The sequence below is a fragment of the Pedobacter aquatilis genome (genome assembly GCF_032678405.1).
GTDB lineage: Bacteria > Bacteroidota > Bacteroidia > Sphingobacteriales > Sphingobacteriaceae > Pedobacter > Pedobacter aquatilis_A.
In genome coordinates this window covers 403,661-424,261 of the sequence record NZ_JAVTSJ010000002.1, presented here as the reverse complement: position 1 = coordinate 424,261, position 20,601 = coordinate 403,661, and the positions used below count along the sequence as shown (strand labels likewise).

At 38.9% G+C, this 20,601-nt stretch carries 21 protein-coding genes; 16 read left to right on the top strand and 5 right to left on the bottom strand.

The features are described from left to right. Positions 1-8 precede the first annotated feature (8 nt). Positions 9-1,655 carry a 2-oxo acid dehydrogenase subunit E2 gene (locus R2R71_RS07260; protein ID WP_316830596.1) on the top strand — a complete coding sequence of 549 codons (1,647 nt, stop codon included), beginning with the start codon at positions 9-11 and terminating at the stop codon, positions 1,653-1,655. 247 nt (positions 1,656-1,902) lie between these two features. Here R2R71_RS07260 and R2R71_RS07255 read toward each other — a convergent pair whose 3' ends face one another. Next, positions 1,903-2,280 (bottom strand): GxxExxY protein, encoded by a 378-nt coding sequence (locus R2R71_RS07255; protein WP_316830595.1) that lies wholly within the window; start codon positions 2,278-2,280, stop codon positions 1,903-1,905. A gap of 280 nt (positions 2,281-2,560) precedes the next feature. On the opposite strand from R2R71_RS07255, the gene R2R71_RS07250 reads away from it, so the two are divergent. The 4 genes from R2R71_RS07250 to R2R71_RS07235 all read left to right on the top strand — a co-directional run bounded on the left by R2R71_RS07250 (position 2,561) and on the right by R2R71_RS07235 (position 7,889). Beyond that, a complete protein-coding gene (locus tag R2R71_RS07250) occupies positions 2,561-4,336 on the top strand; it encodes a DUF885 domain-containing protein (protein ID WP_316830594.1) in 1,776 nt (591 codons plus the stop codon). Between the two features lie 212 nt (positions 4,337-4,548). Continuing rightward, a complete protein-coding gene (locus R2R71_RS07245) occupies positions 4,549-5,100 on the top strand; it encodes a cupin domain-containing protein (protein ID WP_316830593.1) in 552 nt (183 codons plus the stop codon). A 67-nt stretch (positions 5,101-5,167) separates the two neighbouring features. Next, on the top strand, positions 5,168-6,397 hold the full coding sequence (locus tag R2R71_RS07240; protein WP_316830592.1) for a serine hydrolase domain-containing protein: 1,230 nt from the start codon (positions 5,168-5,170) through the stop codon (positions 6,395-6,397). A gap of 853 nt (positions 6,398-7,250) precedes the next feature. Continuing rightward, positions 7,251-7,889: a GIN domain-containing protein gene (locus tag R2R71_RS07235; protein WP_316830591.1), complete on the top strand. Its 639-nt coding sequence runs from the start codon at positions 7,251-7,253 to the stop codon at positions 7,887-7,889. Between the two features lie 92 nt (positions 7,890-7,981). On the opposite strand, the gene R2R71_RS07230 is transcribed toward R2R71_RS07235, so the two are convergent. Both R2R71_RS07230 and R2R71_RS07225 read right to left on the bottom strand, forming a co-directional pair. Next, positions 7,982-9,523, bottom strand: a complete 1,542-nt coding sequence (locus tag R2R71_RS07230; protein ID WP_316830590.1) for an aldehyde dehydrogenase family protein — start codon at positions 9,521-9,523, stop codon at positions 7,982-7,984. A 30-nt stretch (positions 9,524-9,553) separates the two neighbouring features. Then, positions 9,554-10,018 carry a nuclear transport factor 2 family protein gene (locus tag R2R71_RS07225; RefSeq protein ID WP_316830589.1) on the bottom strand — a complete coding sequence of 155 codons (465 nt, stop codon included), beginning with the start codon at positions 10,016-10,018 and terminating at the stop codon, positions 9,554-9,556. Positions 10,019-10,267: 249 nt separating this feature from the next. Here R2R71_RS07225 and R2R71_RS07220 point away from each other — a divergent pair, with 249 nt between their 5' ends. From R2R71_RS07220 to R2R71_RS07190, 7 genes are all read left to right on the top strand, one after another. Beyond that, positions 10,268-11,671: a tetratricopeptide repeat protein gene (locus tag R2R71_RS07220; protein ID WP_316830588.1), complete on the top strand. Its 1,404-nt coding sequence runs from the start codon at positions 10,268-10,270 to the stop codon at positions 11,669-11,671. Positions 11,672-11,731: 60 nt separating this feature from the next. Beyond that, positions 11,732-12,499, top strand: coding sequence for a phosphosulfolactate synthase (locus tag R2R71_RS07215; RefSeq protein WP_316830587.1), 768 nt, complete (start codon positions 11,732-11,734; stop codon positions 12,497-12,499). A 90-nt stretch (positions 12,500-12,589) separates the two neighbouring features. After that, complete coding sequence (gene aroE, locus R2R71_RS07210; RefSeq protein ID WP_316830586.1) at positions 12,590-13,339, top strand: shikimate dehydrogenase; 750 nt, start codon at positions 12,590-12,592, stop codon at positions 13,337-13,339. A gap of 52 nt (positions 13,340-13,391) precedes the next feature. Continuing rightward, positions 13,392-13,979: a gliding motility lipoprotein GldD gene (locus R2R71_RS07205; protein WP_316830585.1), complete on the top strand. Its 588-nt coding sequence runs from the start codon at positions 13,392-13,394 to the stop codon at positions 13,977-13,979. Between the two features lie 18 nt (positions 13,980-13,997). Continuing rightward, positions 13,998-14,636: an MBL fold metallo-hydrolase gene (locus tag R2R71_RS07200; RefSeq protein ID WP_316830584.1), complete on the top strand. Its 639-nt coding sequence runs from the start codon at positions 13,998-14,000 to the stop codon at positions 14,634-14,636. Positions 14,637-14,755: 119 nt separating this feature from the next. Next, the gene (locus R2R71_RS07195) at positions 14,756-15,988 is read left to right on the top strand and encodes an ABC transporter permease (RefSeq protein WP_316830583.1); all 1,233 of its coding nucleotides are present in this window, start codon (positions 14,756-14,758) and stop codon (positions 15,986-15,988) included. Positions 15,989-15,991: 3 nt separating this feature from the next. Continuing rightward, a complete protein-coding gene (locus R2R71_RS07190) occupies positions 15,992-16,372 on the top strand; it encodes a hypothetical protein (RefSeq protein WP_316830582.1) in 381 nt (126 codons plus the stop codon). Between the two features lie 119 nt (positions 16,373-16,491). On the opposite strand, the gene R2R71_RS07185 is transcribed toward R2R71_RS07190, so the two are convergent. Beyond that, positions 16,492-18,183 carry a sodium:solute symporter family transporter gene (locus tag R2R71_RS07185; protein ID WP_316830581.1) on the bottom strand — a complete coding sequence of 564 codons (1,692 nt, stop codon included), beginning with the start codon at positions 18,181-18,183 and terminating at the stop codon, positions 16,492-16,494. Positions 18,184-18,321: 138 nt separating this feature from the next. On the opposite strand from R2R71_RS07185, the gene R2R71_RS07180 reads away from it, so the two are divergent. The 4 genes from R2R71_RS07180 to R2R71_RS07165 all read left to right on the top strand — a co-directional run bounded on the left by R2R71_RS07180 (position 18,322) and on the right by R2R71_RS07165 (position 20,407). After that, entirely contained in the window at positions 18,322-18,657 is a 336-nt protein-coding gene (locus R2R71_RS07180; protein WP_316830580.1) for a tRNA-binding protein, read from the top strand. A 15-nt stretch (positions 18,658-18,672) separates the two neighbouring features. Then, positions 18,673-19,140 (top strand): nucleoside deaminase, encoded by a 468-nt coding sequence (locus R2R71_RS07175; protein ID WP_316830579.1) that lies wholly within the window; start codon positions 18,673-18,675, stop codon positions 19,138-19,140. 121 nt (positions 19,141-19,261) lie between these two features. Then, complete coding sequence (locus R2R71_RS07170) at positions 19,262-19,870, top strand: superoxide dismutase (RefSeq protein ID WP_316830578.1); 609 nt, start codon at positions 19,262-19,264, stop codon at positions 19,868-19,870. Between the two features lie 96 nt (positions 19,871-19,966). Further along, on the top strand, positions 19,967-20,407 hold the full coding sequence (locus R2R71_RS07165) for a hypothetical protein (RefSeq protein ID WP_316830577.1): 441 nt from the start codon (positions 19,967-19,969) through the stop codon (positions 20,405-20,407). Positions 20,408-20,411: 4 nt separating this feature from the next. Here the strand turns inward: R2R71_RS07165 and R2R71_RS07160 are convergent, their stop codons facing one another. Then, positions 20,412-20,546, bottom strand: coding sequence for a hypothetical protein (locus tag R2R71_RS07160; RefSeq protein ID WP_316830576.1), 135 nt, complete (start codon positions 20,544-20,546; stop codon positions 20,412-20,414). Positions 20,547-20,601 lie beyond the last annotated feature (55 nt).

Sequence of the window (20,601 nt, the reverse complement as noted above, 5' to 3'; positions counted from 1 at the left end):
TAGATATAATGGCTGATGTAATTAAAATGCCTAAAATGAGCGACACCATGACCGAAGGGGTTTTGGCGAAGTGGCATAAAAAAGTAGGCGATAAAGTGAAAAGCGGCGATGTTTTGGCAGAAGTAGAAACTGACAAAGCAACAATGGATATGGAATCTTATTGGGATGGTACACTTTTATACGTAGGCGTAGAAGAAGGCCAGGCTGTTCCTGTAGATGCTATCATGGCCGTAATCGGTAAAGAGGGCGAAGATTATAAAGCTGCTTTAGAAGCTGAAAAAGGTGGTAGCGCAAGCGAATCACCTAAAGCTGAAAACGCTGATGCACCTAAAGAAGAAGCTGCACCTGCACAAGGTGGTGGTTTAAGCGAAGAAGAATTAGCGGCTAAGGGTGTAACGGTAATTCGTATGCCTTTATTAAGCGATACCATGACTGAAGGCGTTATTGCTGAATGGCATAAAAAAGTTGGTGATAAAGTAAAAGATGATGACGTTTTAGCTGATGTAGAAACCGATAAGGCAACTATGGAAGTTATGGGTTATGCTACTGGTACGTTATTACACATTGGCGTAGAAAAAGGCCAGGCTGCAAAGGTTAACGGAATTATTGCTATCGTTGGTCCTGAAGGAACTGATGTTAGTGGAATTTTAGCTGGAGGTTCTGCTCCGGCAGCAGTGAAAGCTGATGCGCCGAAAGAAGAAGCGCCTAAGGTTACTGCTGATGCATCTACAAGTGCTCCAGTTGCAGAAAACGCTTCATCTGATAGCCGCGTTAAGGCTTCACCTTTAGCAAAGAAAATTGCTAAAGATAAAGGCATTGATTTAGCTCAGGTTGCTGGTAGTGCAGAAGGTGGTCGTATCATTAAGAAAGATATCGAAAACTTTAAGCCATCGGCTGCTCTTGCGAAAGCAGAATCGGCTTCAGCACCAGCTGCTGAAAAAGCTGCTCCTGTAATTCCTACTTACGTTGGCGAAGAGAAATACACTGAGAAACCAGTATCGCAAATGCGTAAAGTTATTGCTAAACGTTTAGCAGAGAGCTTATTCACTGCACCACATTTCTACTTAACCATTAGTATTGATATGGACAACGCCATGACTGCTCGTACTGCAATCAATGCTGTTGCTCCGGTAAAAGTATCTTTCAACGACATCGTAATCAAAGCGGTTGCTGTAGCATTAAAACAACACCCTGCTGTAAATTCATCATGGGGTGGCGATAAAATCCGTTTCAACGAGCATACTAACATTGGTGTTGCTATGGCAGTTGAAGATGGTTTATTGGTTCCTGTAGTTCGTTTTGCTGATGGTAAATCATTATCTCATATCTCTGCAGAGGTTAAAGAATATGGCGCTAAGGCAAAAGCTAAAAAATTACAACCATCAGATTGGGAAGGTTCTACTTTTACGGTTTCTAACTTAGGTATGTTTGGTATTGATGAGTTTACTTCAATTATCAACTCTCCTGATGGTGCAATTTTATCGGTAGGTGCTATCCAGGCAGTTCCTGTTGTTAAAAATGGTGCTGTTGTTCCAGGTAACGTAATGAAGTTAACTTTAGGTTGTGATCACCGTGTAGTTGATGGTGCAACCGGAGCAGCATTCTTACAAACATTAAAAGGTTTATTGGAAGAACCAATCAGATTACTGGCATAAGCAGTTAACTATAATTTCAGTTCCAAAGCTGATTAACATATTAAAGCCATTCCTTTTGCAGGAGTGGCTTTTTTAATTTAACGGGTATTGAATATTTTTCCCGCAGATTAAGATGATGTTCGCAGATGCATTTCTTCTCACAAATTAAGATCAGCGAAATTTGCGAAATCAGCGGGCAACAAGAATATATCTCCCGCAGATTAAGATGATGTACGCAGATCTTTTATGGAAGTCCATCTGGCATTGCTTATAGTCCATTAACCTTTCGGAAAATAGAACCTCGGATATCAGCCGTATTAAAGTTGACAAGTAACCCCAATCTTAACCCGGAAAGTTTTAAATAGGTTAATACTTGCTTGTGATGAACTGGCGCTAGGGTTTCAACAGACTTTATTTCAATAATAACTAATTTGTTTACCAATAGGTCAATTCTATATCCGGCATCAAGCTCAATACCATTAAAAATTATGGGTAATTGAAGTTGCTGTTCAACATGCAAACCGTTTTCTTTTAACACGTAAATTAATACAGCTTCGTAAGCAGATTCTAAAAGTCCAGGCCCTAGTGCATTGTAAGTTGTAAAAATTGCACCCCTAATCTGATAGGAAAGATCGTTTTCATCCATAATTGTCTTTATTTAAAGTATGGATGATTACTTTAAATCTAATAAATATCTACCAAATAGAACAGATGTAAGGAAAAATAATACCTCTGCGTAAATCTTTTTTATCTGCGGGAGATAAAATTTGGTTGTTACCCTACTTTCAGGGTTTTCCATATTAAAAAGATCCTTAAATAAACAGCAAAGCCCTCATGAATGCCAATAATCGAATTCAGGTTGATTGCCGGATCCAAAAGAGTTTACTGATTTTTCCTATTTTTGATTATAACCTAACCCATAACAAATGAAAAAAATATTGATCTGTGCTATACTCGCATCTGCGGTTATGGCCTGCAAACAAAAGGGCAAAACTGATGGCGCTGAAAACAAAGCATTTTCTGCCATGTGCGAACAATATTATCAGGATGGATTAAAGCTTAATCCCGGCAATGCAACGTTTATTGGTGACGAACGCTATAACGACCTCCTGCCAAATGATGGCTCGCAAGCTTACATTTCCGAAATCAAAAGCTTTAACCAGCGCTATCTGGATAGCTTAAAAAATTACGACAGGGAAAGCTTAAATGCTAATGATAAACTGTCTTTTGACGTTATGAAAGACCAGTTGACCATCAACCTTGAAGGTTTTAAATACCATACCGAATATTTTCCATTTAACCAGATGTTTTCACTTCCCCTGATGTTTGCACAATTTGGGTCGGGCACTGGTGCACAACCTTTCAAAACAGTAAAAAACTACGAAGACTGGCTTAAGCGTGTTAATGCCTTTTCTGTATGGGCCGATACAGCAATAGGTAATTTTAAAAAAGGCGCTAATGCAGGCTTTGTAATGCCTAAAGCCCTGGTGGTTAAAATGATCCCACAAATGCAGAGCATGGTGGTAGCCACTCCGGAACAAAGCTTATTTTATGGACCGGTTAAATTAATTCCATCAACATTTTCTGCTGCTGAAAAACAAAAAATAACAGCCGATTATCGCAATGCGATCACCAATGTAATTATTCCAACCTATAAGAAACTGGGGCTTTACCTGCAAAACGAATACCTGCCAAAAACCCGGAGTACTTCAGGTTATTCATCACTTCCGGGCGGTACTGAATGGTATGCATATCTGGTAAGGCAGCAAACCACGACGAATAAAACACCAGAAGAGGTTTACCAGACCGGTTTAAAAGAAGTAGCCAGAATCAAGGCTCAAATGGATAGCATTAAAAACCTTGTTGGATTTAAGGGCGATCTAAAGGCTTTTTTTGAGTACATGAAGACTGATAAAAAGTTTATGCCATACAAAACCCCACAGGAAGTGCTGGCTGCTTTTGAAAACATACATCAACGGATGAAACCTAACCTGAAAAAAATGTTTGAGAAAGAACCAAAAACACCTTTCGAAATCCGGCAAACAGAAGCTTTCAGAGCGGCTTCTGCCAGTGCCGAGTACAACCAGGGTTCGGCAGATGGAAAACGCCCCGGAATTTTCTATGTTCCCATTCTCGATGCCAAAACATTCAATACAACATCAGGTATGGAATCTCTTTTCCTTCACGAAGCTATCCCGGGACATCATTATCAAATCTCATTAACGCAGGAAAATACTTCTTTGCCTAATTTCCGTCGCTTTGGCGGGCATAATGCCTATGTTGAAGGCTGGGCCTTATATTGTGAATCGTTGGGAAAAGAACTAGGCTTGTATCAAGACCCTTACCAGCACATGGGTGCGCTAGGTGACGAAATGCACCGGGCAGTAAGGCTGGTGGTAGATGTTGCTATCCATACCAAAAATATGAGCCGGGAGCAAGCAATAAAGTACATGATGGACAATGAAGCCATAAGTACTGAAGGGGCAACTGCCGAAATTGAGCGATATATGGCTATTCCCGGACAGGCATTAGGCTATAAAACCGGTGCCATGAAAATAAGGGAATTACGTAGTAAATACGAAAAAGAACTGGGCCCGAAATTTAAACTCGCAGCTTTTCATACCGAAGTGCTAAAAGATGGTTCATTGCCACTTTCCGTTTTCGAATCTAAAATGGATACCTGGGCAGCCAGTCAGAAATAAAAAAACATTCCCGCCGGCGATAAAGCTTTTTATTATTGGCGGGAACATTTTTTTAATTTTCTCCCGCAGATCACGTAGCGCATAAAGAAATTGTAAAATCTATTTCACGCTGTTCCTGTCTGGGTAACAACTTTTCAAACAATCAGGAGTAAACCCACCAAAATTCTAAACCCTTTCCGCTTTACTTTGTTAATCAAGGAAACTCATTAATCATGGACAAAGAAAAATTAATCCAGGAGGCATACCTGGTTTCGCATATAATTGAAGAAAACGGAAATTTTCCGAATAATCCGGTTTATCCGCTGATGATTTATAAAGGAGCCTTTTTAATCCACCCTGATGATAAAATTGACGTTATTAAAACTGTTTTTGCACAGAATGGATATTCGAATGCATGGGTAGACGGCATTTTTGACTATCACCACTACCATAGCAATACCCACGAAGTGATGGGCGTATTTTGTGGCAATGCAGATGTACAGTTTGGCGGCGAACATGGCGTTTGTATAGAATTGGATAAGGGCGATGTTGTGGTAATCCCTGCCGGAGTAGCCCATAAACGACTTAAGGCCAGTGATGATTTCACCGTGGTTGGCGCTTATCCAAAAGGAGGAGATTATAATATGAAATATGGCAATGCCGATGAACGCCCGGAGGCAGATGAAGACATTACTAAAGTTGAAAAACCTGACAACGACCCTGTATATGGTAATAGTGGTCATTTATTCGAGTGCTGGTACAACAAAAACTGTAAGAATGTGTAAAACTCTTTGTTTTTTACCACACAAAATTATTTAATTTTCAGGTTTTAAATATTAGCTACCTGAATAAATGAATTTTAGATATATAATTTCGGCATTTGCCATTTCCATAACACTCTTAACCGCTTGCAACAGTAAAAAATCAGAAGAAAAAAAGGCTGCTGATGCCAGAATCAGAACCAAAGAAGATGATAAAGCCGACAGCCTGCTATTGGTGTATAACCCGGCAAAAGGTGACAAATGGATTGCTGACTTTGTAGATAACCTGCACAAAAAATACGGCTTTAACGGCAATATGCTCGTGGCAAAAGATGGTAAAATCCTTTATGAAAAAGCCATAGGCTGGGCAGATTACCTCCATCGCGACAGCTTAAAAATAGATTCAGAGTTTGAGCTTGCATCGATCACTAAGACCTTCACCGGAACAGCCATTATGCAACTTGTTGAAGCGGGAAAACTCTCGCTAAACGATAACGTTAAGAAGTTTTTCCCAAACTTTCCTTATGACGGAATTACGGTAAAATTACTGCTTACCCACCGCAGCGGCATGATGAACTATGTTTATTTTATCGACGATATCTGGCGCAAAGAAAAACGCAATATGAAAAAGGGTGTAACCAACCAGGAGGTGATGAATATCATTGCTGAACGCAAGCCAAATCCTTATGTTAAACCCGACAATCGTTTTCATTATAACAACTCGAACTTCATGGTGCTTGGTGCCATTATCGAAAAAGTAACCGGACAACGTTACTCTCAATACATGATGGAACACATTTTTAAACCTGCTGGTATGAAACACACCCATGTTTACAGCACCACAGAATATGAAAAGGTTCCTGTTGATGTTGTTGGTCATGACAGAACGTGGAGATATTCTGTTGCGCAAAACTTTTTAGATGGACCAGTTGGTGATAAGGGAATTTACAGCACCTTACACGATCTTGTACTATATGATAAGTATCTCAAAAGCGGCCGGTTCATCAACAAACAAAGCACCGATTCATCGTACGTAGGCAGAAACAAACCGGTTAACGGCCATTTCAATTATGGTTATGGCTGGAGGATGTTTGATGGAGAGAAAATGGATAAGGTTGTTTACCATACAGGATGGTGGCATGGTTTCCGCCATATCTATGTACGTGACCTTGACAAGAATATTGTCGTAATATTCTTAGGAAACTTAACAAACGGCAGTCTGATGCATTTAGATGATTTATACAAACATTTGAACATGCCAATCATTCGCAAAGGGGCTTATCACGGAAACGGAAGTTTGCCAGGCAGCGACGAAGATTAATTTCTGACCTGACATAGCTATTTAATACCCATCTTGCCGAGTCTCCGGACAGGGGAACCCTTCTGTTCGGAGCGGATAGCATATTTAACCGCTTGCCATCCCTAAGGTTGGGGGGCAACCGGATAATCCTTCGACTATGCTCAGGATGACAATCAATAACCTGTCATATCCAATAACTCATGACAGTTAGGGAGTTAATATGCCTAAACCATCTTCCGCATCATTACATTAATGATAATTCCCTAACCCAATATATTCAGCTCTACTTCGGCTTTTACTCTGGTGTCTTATCACGATGAGTAAAGAAAACCTTTACTCAAAGCCGTATTTTATCCGACACTTCTTCGGCAGGGCTTTTACTGCCAGCCGAACTTGTCCCGAAGTTTTCCCGAACTTTTTCAGGTGTTTTCCCGAACGGTTCCCCAACAGTTCCCGAAGCACACCGGGAGATCACACGAAGTAAGGGTGGCCAAGACACGGACTAAAGTCGGACTTGACACGGACTAAAGGTGGACTTAATCATGAAATTATTGGTGAATTGTCTTACGTATATAGCAATACAGCTATTGATTTAATCCTGAGCAGGTTATACATACAAATTTCTGAATTTTGTTTGAGTTATACAAGCTGTGTTTATGGATTTTCTATTATTTTGTTAACTGTTATCCAGTCAAATACAAAAACTTCGAACCGTTTCGTATAGATATTACTGGCGTTCGTCTAGGATTACAGGTTAATGGTATAATACAGTGATTTTTCATGAAACGTTTACCCGATGTTGTCGTCTTATATACAAAACCACCTAACTATTAGGGATTAAAAAAAGATTTAAAAACATAAAAATATTAAGGTCATGAAAAATTCTATTAAAAACTTATTCGTTGCCGCTTTAACAATGGTTGTATTAGGTAGCGCAACAACAGCAGCTTCGGCCAAAGAAAACAATTTAAGCTATACTGCTTTAACAAAAGTTAAAAACATTACAAAAATTGCCGTTAGCGGAAACGTAAAACTAATCCTTATTCAGGATGGCAAGGAAAGTATTGAGGTTTTCGATAAGTATTATGAAAATAATGCATTGGTGCAGCAACAGGGTTCAGAACTACGCATCAGTTCTTTCAGTAAAGATGCTTTAACAGTTATTGCCCATGTTAACAATATCTCATCAATCGAAGCATCAAATACTTCAACTGTTTCAACATCGGGAAAATTCAACCTGTTAAACCTGAATGTGGTTTTAAGGGATAAAGCTACAGCGAGTATCGATGCCAATACTGTTAGTCTTTCAACTGCCATTAACGATGGAACAAGTTTGAACTTAGCGGGAACAACCGAATCGCATACAGCAGTTTTAGGACATGAAGCTTCGATGAAAATGGATGATTTTGCATCAGAAAGCACAAATATCAGCATTGCGCCAAAAGCAGTTTATGCAAACAATTTATCCCGTTACGAGGATTTAAAAATCGACTTATTAGAAAAACTTTTCTAATAACCCACATAGATAGTTTAGTTTTAGTTAATGATAACGGTGGAGGAGCGAGTCCTTCACCGTTTTTTTATTTCAGGCAGCGATGACATCGGCTATAAATCGAACTTTATGCCTTGTGCAAGCGGCAATGTATGCGAGTAGTTTATGGTATTGGTTTGCCTGCGCATGTAGGCCCTCCAGGCATCTGAACCACTTTCTCTTCCGCCACCGGTTTCCTTTTCACCACCAAATGCGCCACCAATTTCAGCACCTGATGTGCCGATATTTACATTGGCAATCCCACAATCTGAACCCTGACTGGAAAGAAACTGCTCAGCTTCCCTTAAATTCAAAGTCATGATTGCTGATGATAAGCCCTGTGGAACACCATTCTGAAGTGCGATGGCCTCATCAAGATTTTTATATTTAATCAGGTAAAGTATTGGTGCAAAGGTTTCGTGCTGAACAATTTCGTATTCATTTTTAACCTCGGCAATACAGGGTTTTACGTAACAGCCACTGCTGTAATTTTCACCCTGCAAAACCCCGCCTTCTACCACGAAATTTCCACCTTCTGCTTTACATTTTTCAATTGAACTGAGGTAATTGCCAACGGCATCCTGATCAATTAAAGGCCCTACGTGATTATGTTGATCTAAAGGATTACCTATCCTTAGCTGACCATAAGCTTTTACCAGTTTTTCAACGAAGACATCGTAAACACTTTCATGTATAATTAAGCGGCGTGTGGTGGTGCAACGTTGACCTGCAGTACCTACTGCGCCAAACACCGCACCGATTAAGCTCATGTCCAAATCGGCATGTTCTGAAATAATAATGGCGTTATTCCCGCCCAGTTCGAGCAAACTTTTACCTAAGCGTGCGCCAACGGCAGCACCAACAGCCTTGCCCATTCTTGTAGAACCTGTAGCCGAGATCAGCGGAACGCGGCCATCGTTGGTTAACAGCTCACCAATTGTTTTATCTCCGATAATTAAGTTTGATACCCCCTCGGGAATATCATTTGTGTTGAATACCTCAGCTATAATCTTCTGGCAGGCGATCCCGGTTAAAGGAGTTTTTTCTGATGGTTTCCAGATACAAACATTGCCGCAAACCAAGGCGAGGGCAGCATTCCAGCTCCATACTGCTACCGGAAAATTAAAGGCAGATATAATGCCGACAATACCCAGCGGGTGCCATTGCTCGTACATACGATGGCTTGGGCGCTCGCTGTGCATGGTTAAACCATAAAGCTGGCGGGAAAGCCCTACTGCAAAATCACAGATATCAATCATTTCCTGTACTTCGCCAAAGCCTTCCTGTAAACTTTTACCCATTTCATAAGAAACCAATGTGCCCAGTGCTTCTTTGTTTCGGCGTAATGCATCACCAAACTGCCGTACAATCTCACCTCTTTTTGGTGCAGGCACTGTTCGCCAGAAAATAAAAGCCTCCTGTGCTTTTTCAATTACCGAGTTGTAATCAGCTTGACTGGCAACTTTCACCGAAGCTATTTTTTCGCCATCAACCGGCGAAAAGCTATCTATCAATCCGGCATTTGATGCCGCTCCCCAGTAATTTCCCGTACTGAAAGCATCATTTTCCTGAGCTATCCCTAATTGATCTAAAATGGTTTGAATATTTGTTTTCATAATTAAATGTGCCTTGTTAAAAATTGCTCATCAAAACCAAGATTTACATTGATCTTTACGTCTTGTATCAATAATATAAACGATTTTCCAGCCTTTATCGCCTTTCACCAGCTGAAAAGAATTAACACCGCAATGGCTGAATTTCTCATCAATATAGAACTTATAATCGGTCCATACACTTGCCAAAGGCCCGTCGATTAATATTTTCGTAAAAACAATCCGTTCATCATATTTCTGTGGATGAGGTGTACCAATAAACTTAATGAAATCGGCTACAGACTCTGTTCTGACGGCATTTTTACCATCTTTACTAACAATAGTTTGCAAAATGCTATTTGTGGCAAATGCCGATGCCGCTAAGGTGCTGTCACCATTTTTCATTCCGGCAAAGAGATTATTTACGGTTTGTTTCACCGCATTTTCTTCCGGGTTTTGTGCCATTACTTTTTGACCAAAAAGTGCACATAGGAGTGCTAAAATCAATACTCTTTTCATGACTTGCTAATTACGCTTACTAATATAAATTTATGTTATTTTTGTAAAAGAAGGGAAAAGGAACCGCACTGTAGGAAAATCGGGCAATTATTCACACAGCCAAACATAATCGATATTGTTTATTTTCAGCACTTTACAATAAAATAAACAACTGATGTTAATAATTATTTTTTAAGCACATTGGTAAATATTGTAAACTTATAATGTGTTTTTCTGCTAAATGGCACGGTTCTTTAATAGTATAACGATATGGAAGAAGAATTCTTTTTTGAATCCAATGAAGATGCTCAACGCTCGGTAGAACGTTATGAGGAAATGATCCGAAATAAGGACCAGTATTTTTTCGATGCAGGCGCTTTTGAATACATTGTAGACTTTTACATCGAGAAAAACGATCCGGTAAAAGCATTGCAGGTTGTTGATTATGCAATTAGCCAGCATCCATATGCCACTGTTTTCTTAATTAAACAGGCGCATTTATTCATCCTGACAAACAATAACGAGCTCGCTTTTCTGTCGCTGCAAAAAGCCGAACTTTTAGAGCCATCTGAACCTGATATTTACCTGTTAAGGGGCAATATTTACCAGAATACTGAACGCTATAGTGAGGCTTTGGAAAATTATGAAAAGGCTTTAGGACTGGCCGAAAGTACCGACGAGATTCTTTTGCAAATCGCCTATGTTTACCAAAGCATGTCTGATTATGAAAATGCGATAACTTACATAAAAATGAGTCTGGAGCAAAACATGGAAAATCAGGACGGTTTGTATGAGTTGGCTTTTTGTTATGATGTTTTAGACAAACAGGAAGAAAGCATAAAATTTTACCAGCAATACATTGATACCGACCCATATTCTTATGCGGCATGGTATAATCTGGGCAATAGTTTCCACAAGCTTAACCTTTTCGAGAAAGCCATTGATGCTTACGACTATGCTATTTTAATCAAAGAAGATTTCAGCTCGGCATATTTTAACAAGGGTAATGCCCTGGTTCAGTTAGATAAATATGATGATGCTATAGAGGTTTACAAACAGACTTTCGAGTATGAACAACCCAATGCAGATACTTACTGCGCCATTGGTGAGTGTTACGAGAAGCTCGAAAAAATGGATGAGGCCCGTTCTTACTATAAAAAGTCGGTAAAAATGGACCCTAAAATGGCTGATGCCTGGTTCGGGATAGGTGTTACGCTTAACCATGAGGAACGTTATTTCGAATCTTTACATTTTTATAAAAAAGCTATCGATTTAGAAGGAGAAAATTCTGACTTCTGGTTTGCCATGGCTGATGCACACTACAAGCTTAACCAGATTGAAGAATCGATTGCCGCCTACGAGAAAGTTTTAGAATATAACCCGGTTGATATTGAGGCCTGGCTGGATTTCAGCACCGTTCTTTATGAGCAAGGCAAACTTCTTGAAGCTTCAGAAACCATGGCCGAAGCCATTAAAAACAATCCGGAATCAGCAGAACTTTACTATAGAATGGTAGCGTATTTATTTGCCCTTGGCAGTTATGCCGATGCACTGAGCTATCTGGAAACTGCTTTAACAACCGACCCGGACAAACATTATATCCTATTTGAATACCTGCCGCAGTTACAGGATAACAGTGCTATTATAAACGTTATAAACCGATACATCAGGTAACAGCCTTGTGAGAAAAATTTAACAAATAAATGTGAATTTTTTTTTCACTTTTGTACGCATATGAATTACCCATTATTAAATGTTCCCGAACGTCCATCTAAACCACGAACAAATGGTTTAACCATGGTTATGGATAAGGGATTAAGCCTGCGCCAGGTTGAAGATTTTATTGAAGTTGCCGGCGTACATACAGATATCGTAAAATTAGGTTGGGCAACATCGCATGTTACACCAAATCTTAAAGAAAAATTAGCTTTATATAAAAGTGCCGGTATTCCGACTTACTTTGGCGGAACACTATTCGAAGCCTTTATAATCCGTAACCAGTTTGAAGATTATCAGCGTGTTCTAGACCAGTATGGGATGGAGTATGCCGAAGTTTCTGATGGATCTATTGAAATTGAGCATGATAAAAAATGTGATTACATCAGTAAGCTTTCGAAACAGGTTACCGTAATCTCTGAAGTTGGAAGTAAAGATGCAGCAAAGATTTTTGCACCTTACAAGTGGATTAAATTAATGAATGCTGAAATTGAGGCTGGTTCGTGGAAAGTTATTGCCGAAGCACGCGAAGGCGGTAATGTTGGTATTTATCGTGGCAGTGGTGAGGTTAGGGAAGGTTTAGTGGATGAGATTTTAACGCAGATTCCGGAAGAAAGCATTATCTGGGAAGCGCCTCAAAAAGAACAGCAGGTTTGGTTTATCAAACTAATTGGTGCCAACGTTAACCTTGGTAATATTGCGCCAGCTGAAGTTATTCCTTTAGAAACAATCCGTTTAGGACTACGTGGCGACACGTTCGATCATTTCCTTAACTTAGGAAAATAGTCAAAAAAACCGTCATTACGAGGCACGAAGGAATCTTTAAAACTTAGCTAAAGTATTTCTTCGTGCTTCTATTTATCGTAAAATAGTAAAATGAAAACTTACGGCTTAATCGGTTATCCGCTTTCTCACTCTTTCTCTAAAAAGTATTTTACCGAAAAGTTTCTTAACGAGGGGATAACAGATCATCAATACGAACTTTTCCCGATCGAAAGCATAAAATCCCTGCCAGATCTTCTTACTGAAAACCCATCGCTTTGCGGATTAAATGTAACTATCCCGCACAAGGTGAATGTACTTTGTTATTTAAACGACATTGAAGAAGCCGCAGACAAAATCGGGGCGGTTAACTGCATTTCAATCAGAAGTTTCGATAATGAAACTTATCTTAAAGGATACAATACGGATGCTTACGGCTTTGAGGCATCATTAAAACCTTTACTAAAGCCGCAGCATACGAAAGCACTGGTTTTTGGTGATGGAGGCGCAGCAAAAGCTGTAAAGTACGTGCTTGAAAAGTTAAACATCGAATACCAGGTTGTTGTTCGCAAGGCAACAGAAAATGCAATCCTTTATAGCGAGATAAGCACCGAGATACTGCAATCGCATAAATTGCTGATCAATACCACGCCGCTGGGCATGTCGCCAAATGTAGATACTTATCCGGATATAGATTATTCTTTGCTAAATGCAGACTATCTGGCTTACGACCTGGTTTACAATCCATTGGAAACAAAATTTCTCGCCCTGGCAGCAGAAAAAGGTGCAGAAATAAAAAATGGCCTTGAAATGTTGTACAAGCAGGCAGAAAAAGCCTGGTGCATCTGGAATAATATTGGTTAATAACCGTTATTATTGCATTTTCAAATCAGTTAATTAACCGCAGAAGCAAATTATGAAACTAAAATATTTTTTATTTCTTCCGGCAATGCTTCTCTTGTTTATGGTTTCGTGCCAGAATAACGAATACAGTCCTAAGCCAAGGGGATATTTCAGGATCATCTACCCTGAAAAAAAGTACCAGCAATTTAATTCTGCCGCTCCATATACTTTTGAATATCCCGTTTATGCAGGCATGGAGTCAGATAAAGGGAAAAAAGGAGAAAAATACTGGTATAACATGCATTTCACATCCTTTAATGGTTTTTTGCATTTAACCTATTACGACGTTTCTAATAAGGCAGCCTACGACGAAATGGTAGAAGATGCAAGGAAATTAGCTTTCAAACATACTATTAAAGCCAGTGCAATAGACCAGAAGCTGATTAACTATCCGGATAGAAAGGTTTATGGAATTTATTATGCCATTGAAGGCAATACAGCTTCCTCAGTGCAGTTTTTTTTAACTGACAGCACCAAACATTATTTCAGGGCTGCGCTTTACTTTAACGAACGCCCACAGTACGACTCGATTGAACCGGTGGTTAAATTTATAAAAAAGGATATCGATAAAATGATATCTACATTTAAATGGAAGAACTAATTTCTTCGATGCAGTAAAATGATAAAAATTAAAATATTTACATTTAACGCTTACAGCGAAAACACCTATGTTTTGTATGATGAAACAAAGGAATGTGTTATCATTGATCCCGGGATGTATGATGGTGCAGAGCAGGATGAATTAGCTGATTTTGTAAAGACAAATAATCTTAAACCTGTTTTGCTTCTAAATACCCATTGCCACCTCGACCATATTTTTGGCAACAAATTCGTTTTCGATACCTGGGGATTAAAACCGCAATTCCATAAAGGCGAGCTGCCAATCCTTCAGGCTGTTCCGGGCTATGCGCCACAAATGGGTTTCAACAAATATGAGCTATCGCCCGAACCTGAGGTATTTCTTGAAGAAAGCGGAACAATACACTTTGGTAACAGCAGGCTGGATTTGATTTTTGCTCCTGGCCATTCACCGGCACACTTATGTTTTTACAGTGAAGCTGATCACTTTTTAATTGGTGGCGATGTTTTATTCTATGGTAGTATTGGCCGCACCGATTTACCGGGCGGAAATCATAACCAGCTGATCAGCAATATCGAAAATAAATTATTTGTGCTGCCTGATGCGGTTACGGTTTATCCGGGTCATGGCCCATCAACTACAATTGGATTCGAGAAAAAACATAATCCATTTTTTTGATGTTTAATAAGTTTGATCAAGGCATTGTGAAGTAAGGTTACCGTAATTAGGGTATTTGTATTGCACCATCCATTTTATATCATACATTTTCCATCATCCATTTTCCATATATTTAACCTGTGAATACGCCGTTATATATCGCCAAAAGGTATTTGTTTGCCAAAAAATCAACAAATGCCATTAACCTGATTTCGGGTATTTCGATGGTTGGCGTTATGGTTGGCAGTGCAGCGTTAATTATTATTCTTTCTGTATTTAACGGCTTAGAGGTTACTATCCTCAATATGTTTAATACCATGACACCTGAGCTGGCTATTTTTCCGGCAAAGGGAAAAACCTTCAATCCGGACACCAAATATTTTAACCAGCTAAAAAACAGTAAAGCAATTTATTCTTTTACCGAAGTACTGCAGGAAAATGCTCTATTGAGGTACAATAATAAGCAGGCGGTGGGTATGGTTAAGGGGGTAAGCTATGATTACCTAAAGAACCCCAAATTAGACAGCACCATAAGAGAAGGACATTTCATTTTAAGTAATAAAAGCGGCTACACATCGGTAATCGGTTCAGCACTGCAATCGTACCTTGCGGTTAATACGGTAGATCCATTTACCGAACTCGAGATTTTTTCGCCAAAGAAAAACATAGCGGTTAATAATTTAAACCCTGCAGATGATTTTGTAAATAAAAGCATTCGCGTTAGTGGCGTGTTTGAGGTACAACAGGAATTCGATAACGGCATTGTAGTTCCGCTCGATTTTGCCAGAGAATTATTAGGTGAAGAGAAAAATGTTTCCTCTATCGAGATCAACCTGAAGCCAGGTGTAAATATTGACGATTTTCAGAAAGAGATTGCCACAAATGCAGGCGATGGTTTTGAAATCCGTAACCGGGCAGAGCAGAACCGCTCGCTCTATCATATTTTAAATACCGAAAAATGGGCGGTTTATATCATCCTCACTTTTATTTTAATTATTGCTATATTTAATATCATTGGTTCGCTTACCATGCTTGTAATTGACAAGGTTAAAGATATTGCCATTTTGAGCAGTTTAGGTGCCAGTAAAAAACTAATAAAACGCATATTTCTTTTTGAAGGGATGATGATAACGATGTCGGGCTGCATTTTTGGCTTAATCATCGGGTTGATATTTTACTTTTTACAGCATAATTACGGCCTCATTAAGATGGGGGAAGGCGGGGATACACTTATAAGTTCCTATCCTATAGGCCTTAAATGGAAAGATTTTATTTTAGTTTTCGTAACTGTCGGGATTTTCTCATTTTTGGCATCCGCTTTGTCATCTAATTTAAGCGTAAAGAAGATAGATAAGATTAATCAAACACTATAAAACATGAAGTTATTTAAACAAGCAATCGTATTTGTTGTGCTTTCAGGCATGGCCCTTACCGCTTGTAACAGGGAGGACAAGCCAGAATCAGCCAGTGATATCAAAACTGTAAAAGGTTTATATAGTTTTGGTCCTGAAATGAAATCGTTTACACTTTGTGAAGATGGAAGGGAGTACTGGGTTACAGATAGTGTAAAGAATCTTGAACTTTCTTACAGTAACTTAAACTTCGAAAAACCTTACGAGCCGGTTTACGTAGAATTGAAAGGTTACTTTACCAAATCAGACACGGCAACTGTTGCTGCCGATTTCGACTCTACTTTCGTTGTAACGAAAGTGGTTAAAATCAGTAAGGAAATTCCCGATGGCCCATGCTCTCAATAAAGCAGGCTTAGATTAAAATTGTGCAAATATTTCTACAAGTACAGACAACAGATATCATAAAAAAAAGCTTTTCAATTGATGAAAAGCTTTTTTTGTATCCGGGGATCTAAAATCCTTATCTACCAGTAAATGGTATAAAGTGCAATGATTAAGCCTATAATTAATAGTGCGCCAATTGCAAATCCGGTTGTAGTTTTAAACATTTTAGTATCTATTTCCAAACCATTCGGCACAATGCCTTTTTTGTTTTCGATGGTACTGATGATGTACATACCTAACGAACAACATGCAAATACAATCAGCATCCTGTCCATAAAAGGAATTTCGAAAATGCCTTTACCGTTATCAACCGACCAGCCAAATTGGTGTAGCGCAGAAAGATCGGTCCATTTTGGGAGAAACTTTAAAATAACGGAGAAGATGAATCCTCCAATGGTTGCAAAAAGTGCTGCATTTGAAGTTGTTTTTTTCCAGAAGAACCCAAAAATAAACATGGCGAAAATACCAGGAGATACAAAGCCCGTATATTCCTGAATGTATTGAAAACCCTGTTTACCTTCGCCCATTAAACCTTCACCAAAACCGAATGACAGGATTACTGCCAGAAACATAGATACAATTACTGCAATTTTACCCACATTAACCAGGTTGGTTTCAGATGCTTCAGGGTTAAAAGCTTTCTTGTAAATATCTAAAGTAAAAATGGTAGCAATACTGTTTGCTTTACCCGCTAAGGATGCCACAATTGCAGCAGTTAGTGCAGCGAAGGAAAGTCCTTTTAAACCTGCCGGTAAAAGCGTTAATAAGGCAGGATATGCTTTATTCGGATCTGACACACCTGTTGAAGTCAATAGTTGAGAAGCACTGATACCGCCAACATTATTTTTGATGATGTAATAAACAGCAATTCCCGGTACTACCACGATGATTGGCATCAGCATCTTTAAGAAAGCAGCAAACAATAAACCACCCCGGGCTGTAGGTAATGAAGCACCTAAAGCTCTTTGTGTGATGTATTGGTTGCAACCCCAGTAGCTTAAGTTGGCAATCCACATACCGCCAATAAGCACACTTAAGCCTGGCAGATCGATATAATTCGGATTATCCTTTTTGAAAATTAAGTGAAAGTGTTCAGAAGCACCTTCTTTTAGCATCGAGAAGCCAGACCCGATTCCTTTTCCGTCTGATATGAGGTTAAGGGCAATATAAGTTGCTACCAGGCCACCCAATACCAGGAAAAACACCTGAATTACATCGGTATAGCCAATTACCTTCATTCCACCAAGGGTAATTATAATCGCAAAAATTGCAAGTGCCCAGATGCAAATTGAGATATCAAAACCTGAAATGCCGCTGATGGCCAGTGCTCCCAAATAAAGGATAGACATTAAGTTTACCACAATGTAAAGCATTAACCAGAATACCGCCATAATCATGGCTACGGTAGAATTGTAGCGCTGGTGCAGGAACTGCGGCATTGTAAAAATTTTATTCTTTAAGTAAACCGGCATGAAAAATACAGCAACAACCACCAAAGTAGCAGCCGCCATCCACTCGTAAGCAGAAATAGCAAGGCCAAGTTTAAAGCCCGAACCACTCATTCCGATCATTTGCTCAGCTGAAATATTCGAAGCAATTAAGGAAGCACCAATTGCCCACCAGGTTAGCGAACCTTCAGCTAAAAAATAGTCTTTTGAGCCAGATTCTGCAGATTTTTTCTTTTTGTAGATGTACAGGCCATAGGCTGAAACGATTACGAAATAGACTAAGAATACAATGTAGTCTTTCGAATCAAGTAGGGAGTTTTTCATTTATTTACAAATATTATTCGGTTTAGAATCCTAAATGTAGCAATTCAAAAAATAAAATATGATTTATATTAAAATTAAATCATCCGGCAACACGGGTGCGGTAGGCTAAAATTTATAATTTTACCGAAAATAATGATCATGGAAGAAATAACGTGGGCCGACTTTGAAAAGGTAGAATTACGTGCCGGAACAATACTTGAGGTTTTTGAATTTCCCGAAGCCAGGAAGCCAGCTTTTAAATTAAAGGTAGATTTCGGTGAATTTGGGATAAAAACCAGTAGTGCCCAGATAACAAAGCTTTATACGAAGGAGGAATTGCCAGGTAAACAAATCATCGGCATCATCAATTTTCCTAAAAAACAAATCGGCAAGTTTATGTCGGAGTTTTTGGTTACAGGATTTGCTGATGAAAACGGCGATATTGTTTTAACCACATTAGATGGAAAAGTTCCAAATGGCAGCAAGATGATGTAAGTTAGCTTTACGACTATGAGTTTTTATAATTTCGAAACAAACGATCTAGCCGTCGAAGACATTCATTATATGAAACTGGCGCTGGCAGAGGCACAAAAAGCTTTTGATGAAGATGAAATTCCGATCGGAGCAATTATTGTTTCCAAAAACCGGATTATCGGGCGGGGCTACAATTTAACAGAACGTTTTAATGATGTAACGGCACATGCAGAAATGCAGGCTTTTACATCGGCCAGTCAAACGATTGGTGGAAAATACCTGACTGATTGCACCTTATACGTTACCATTGAACCTTGTGTAATGTGTGCAGGTGCCAGCTACTGGACACAGATCAGTAGAATTGTTTACGGTGCCCGTGAAGAAAAAAGAGGTTTTCTATCTAAAGGTGCCAATCTGTTACATCCGAAAACGATATTAAAGGGTGATGTTTTAGCTGATGAATGTGCTGCGCTGATGAAAAACTTCTTTGCAAAGAAAAGGTAACTTATAGTCCTGCGCTTTCAGCTAAAAATCCATTTGATGATAATAACATGAACAAAACTTAACCTTTGAATGTTATATTTGCTTCAAGAAACATTTTTTAAACTTTAAACATATAAATATTATGGCTTTTGAATTACCTGCGTTACACTACGCAACCGATGCATTAGAACCGCATATTGATAAAACTACCATGGAAATCCACCATGATAAACATCACCAGGCTTATGTTACTAACTTAAACAAAGCATTAGAAGGTAAACCTGAGGCGAATTCAAGCATCGAGGATATTGTTAAAAATATTTCAAAATACCCTGCAGCTGTTAGAAACAATGGCGGTGGACACTATAACCACTCATTATTCTGGAACATTTTAGGTCCTAATAAAGGTGGTGAGCCAACTGGCGATTTAGCTAAGGCAATTAAAGAAACTTTCGGTTCATTTGCTGATTTAAAAACTAAATTACAGGAAGCCGGCGCTACGCGTTTTGGTTCAGGATGGGCATGGTTATCAGTTGGTGCTGATAAAAAACTTCAGGTTTCATCAACGCCAAATCAAGATAACCCGCTAATGGATGTTGCTGAAGTAAAAGGTACACCAATTTTAGGTATCGATGTTTGGGAGCACGCTTATTATTTAAAATATCAAAACAAACGTCCTGATTACTTAGCTGCAATCTGGAATGTTATAAACTGGGATGCCGTTGCTGAGCTTTATAAAAAAGCACTGTAATTTAAAGGTATCGCACCGATAAAATGGAAAGCCTGCAAACTACAATTTGCAGGCTTTCTTATTAATTAATATCTTCGCATATAATATTTTATGAACATGAAAAAGGTTGTTTTTTTATTTTTATTCGTGATTGGGATTAGTGCAATTGCTGGTGCACAACAGAAAGCACCTACACCAACTGAGATTGCAAAAAAAAATGTTGAGGATTTAGATAAAAAACTGAAGCTTAACGATACGCAGAAAAGTATTATTTACAGCTTAACCTACAGCCAGGCTAAAGAGCAGGCAGAACTGGTAAAAAGACAGCAGTCTGGCAATGTGAAAGAAGACGATATAGATAAATATTATAAGCTTCAGAACGAAACTACAAAAAGCATTCGCAATGTTTTAAAAGGCGATCAGCAGACGCAATATGATCGAATTATTGAAGACCGTCTGAGTGGAAAAGCCAATAAGAAAAAGAAAAAGGGGCAGGAAGAAGAAGAAGTTGAAGGCGATATCAGTGGCCTTTTAATCAAGCCTGAAAAGGTAAATTAACGAGTTAACTGTAAATGCCTGAAATATTAGTTGGCACTGCGGTACTTGGACTTTTATTATCACCACAAATATTAGCAGGCTTTCTGGCAAAAAGAACAGGACGGAACTTTTGGTTCTGGTTTTTTATATCTTTTCTCATCCCGGTTATATCCCTTATTATCCTAATTTTTCTTGACGATAAAAAGCCGCAGAGC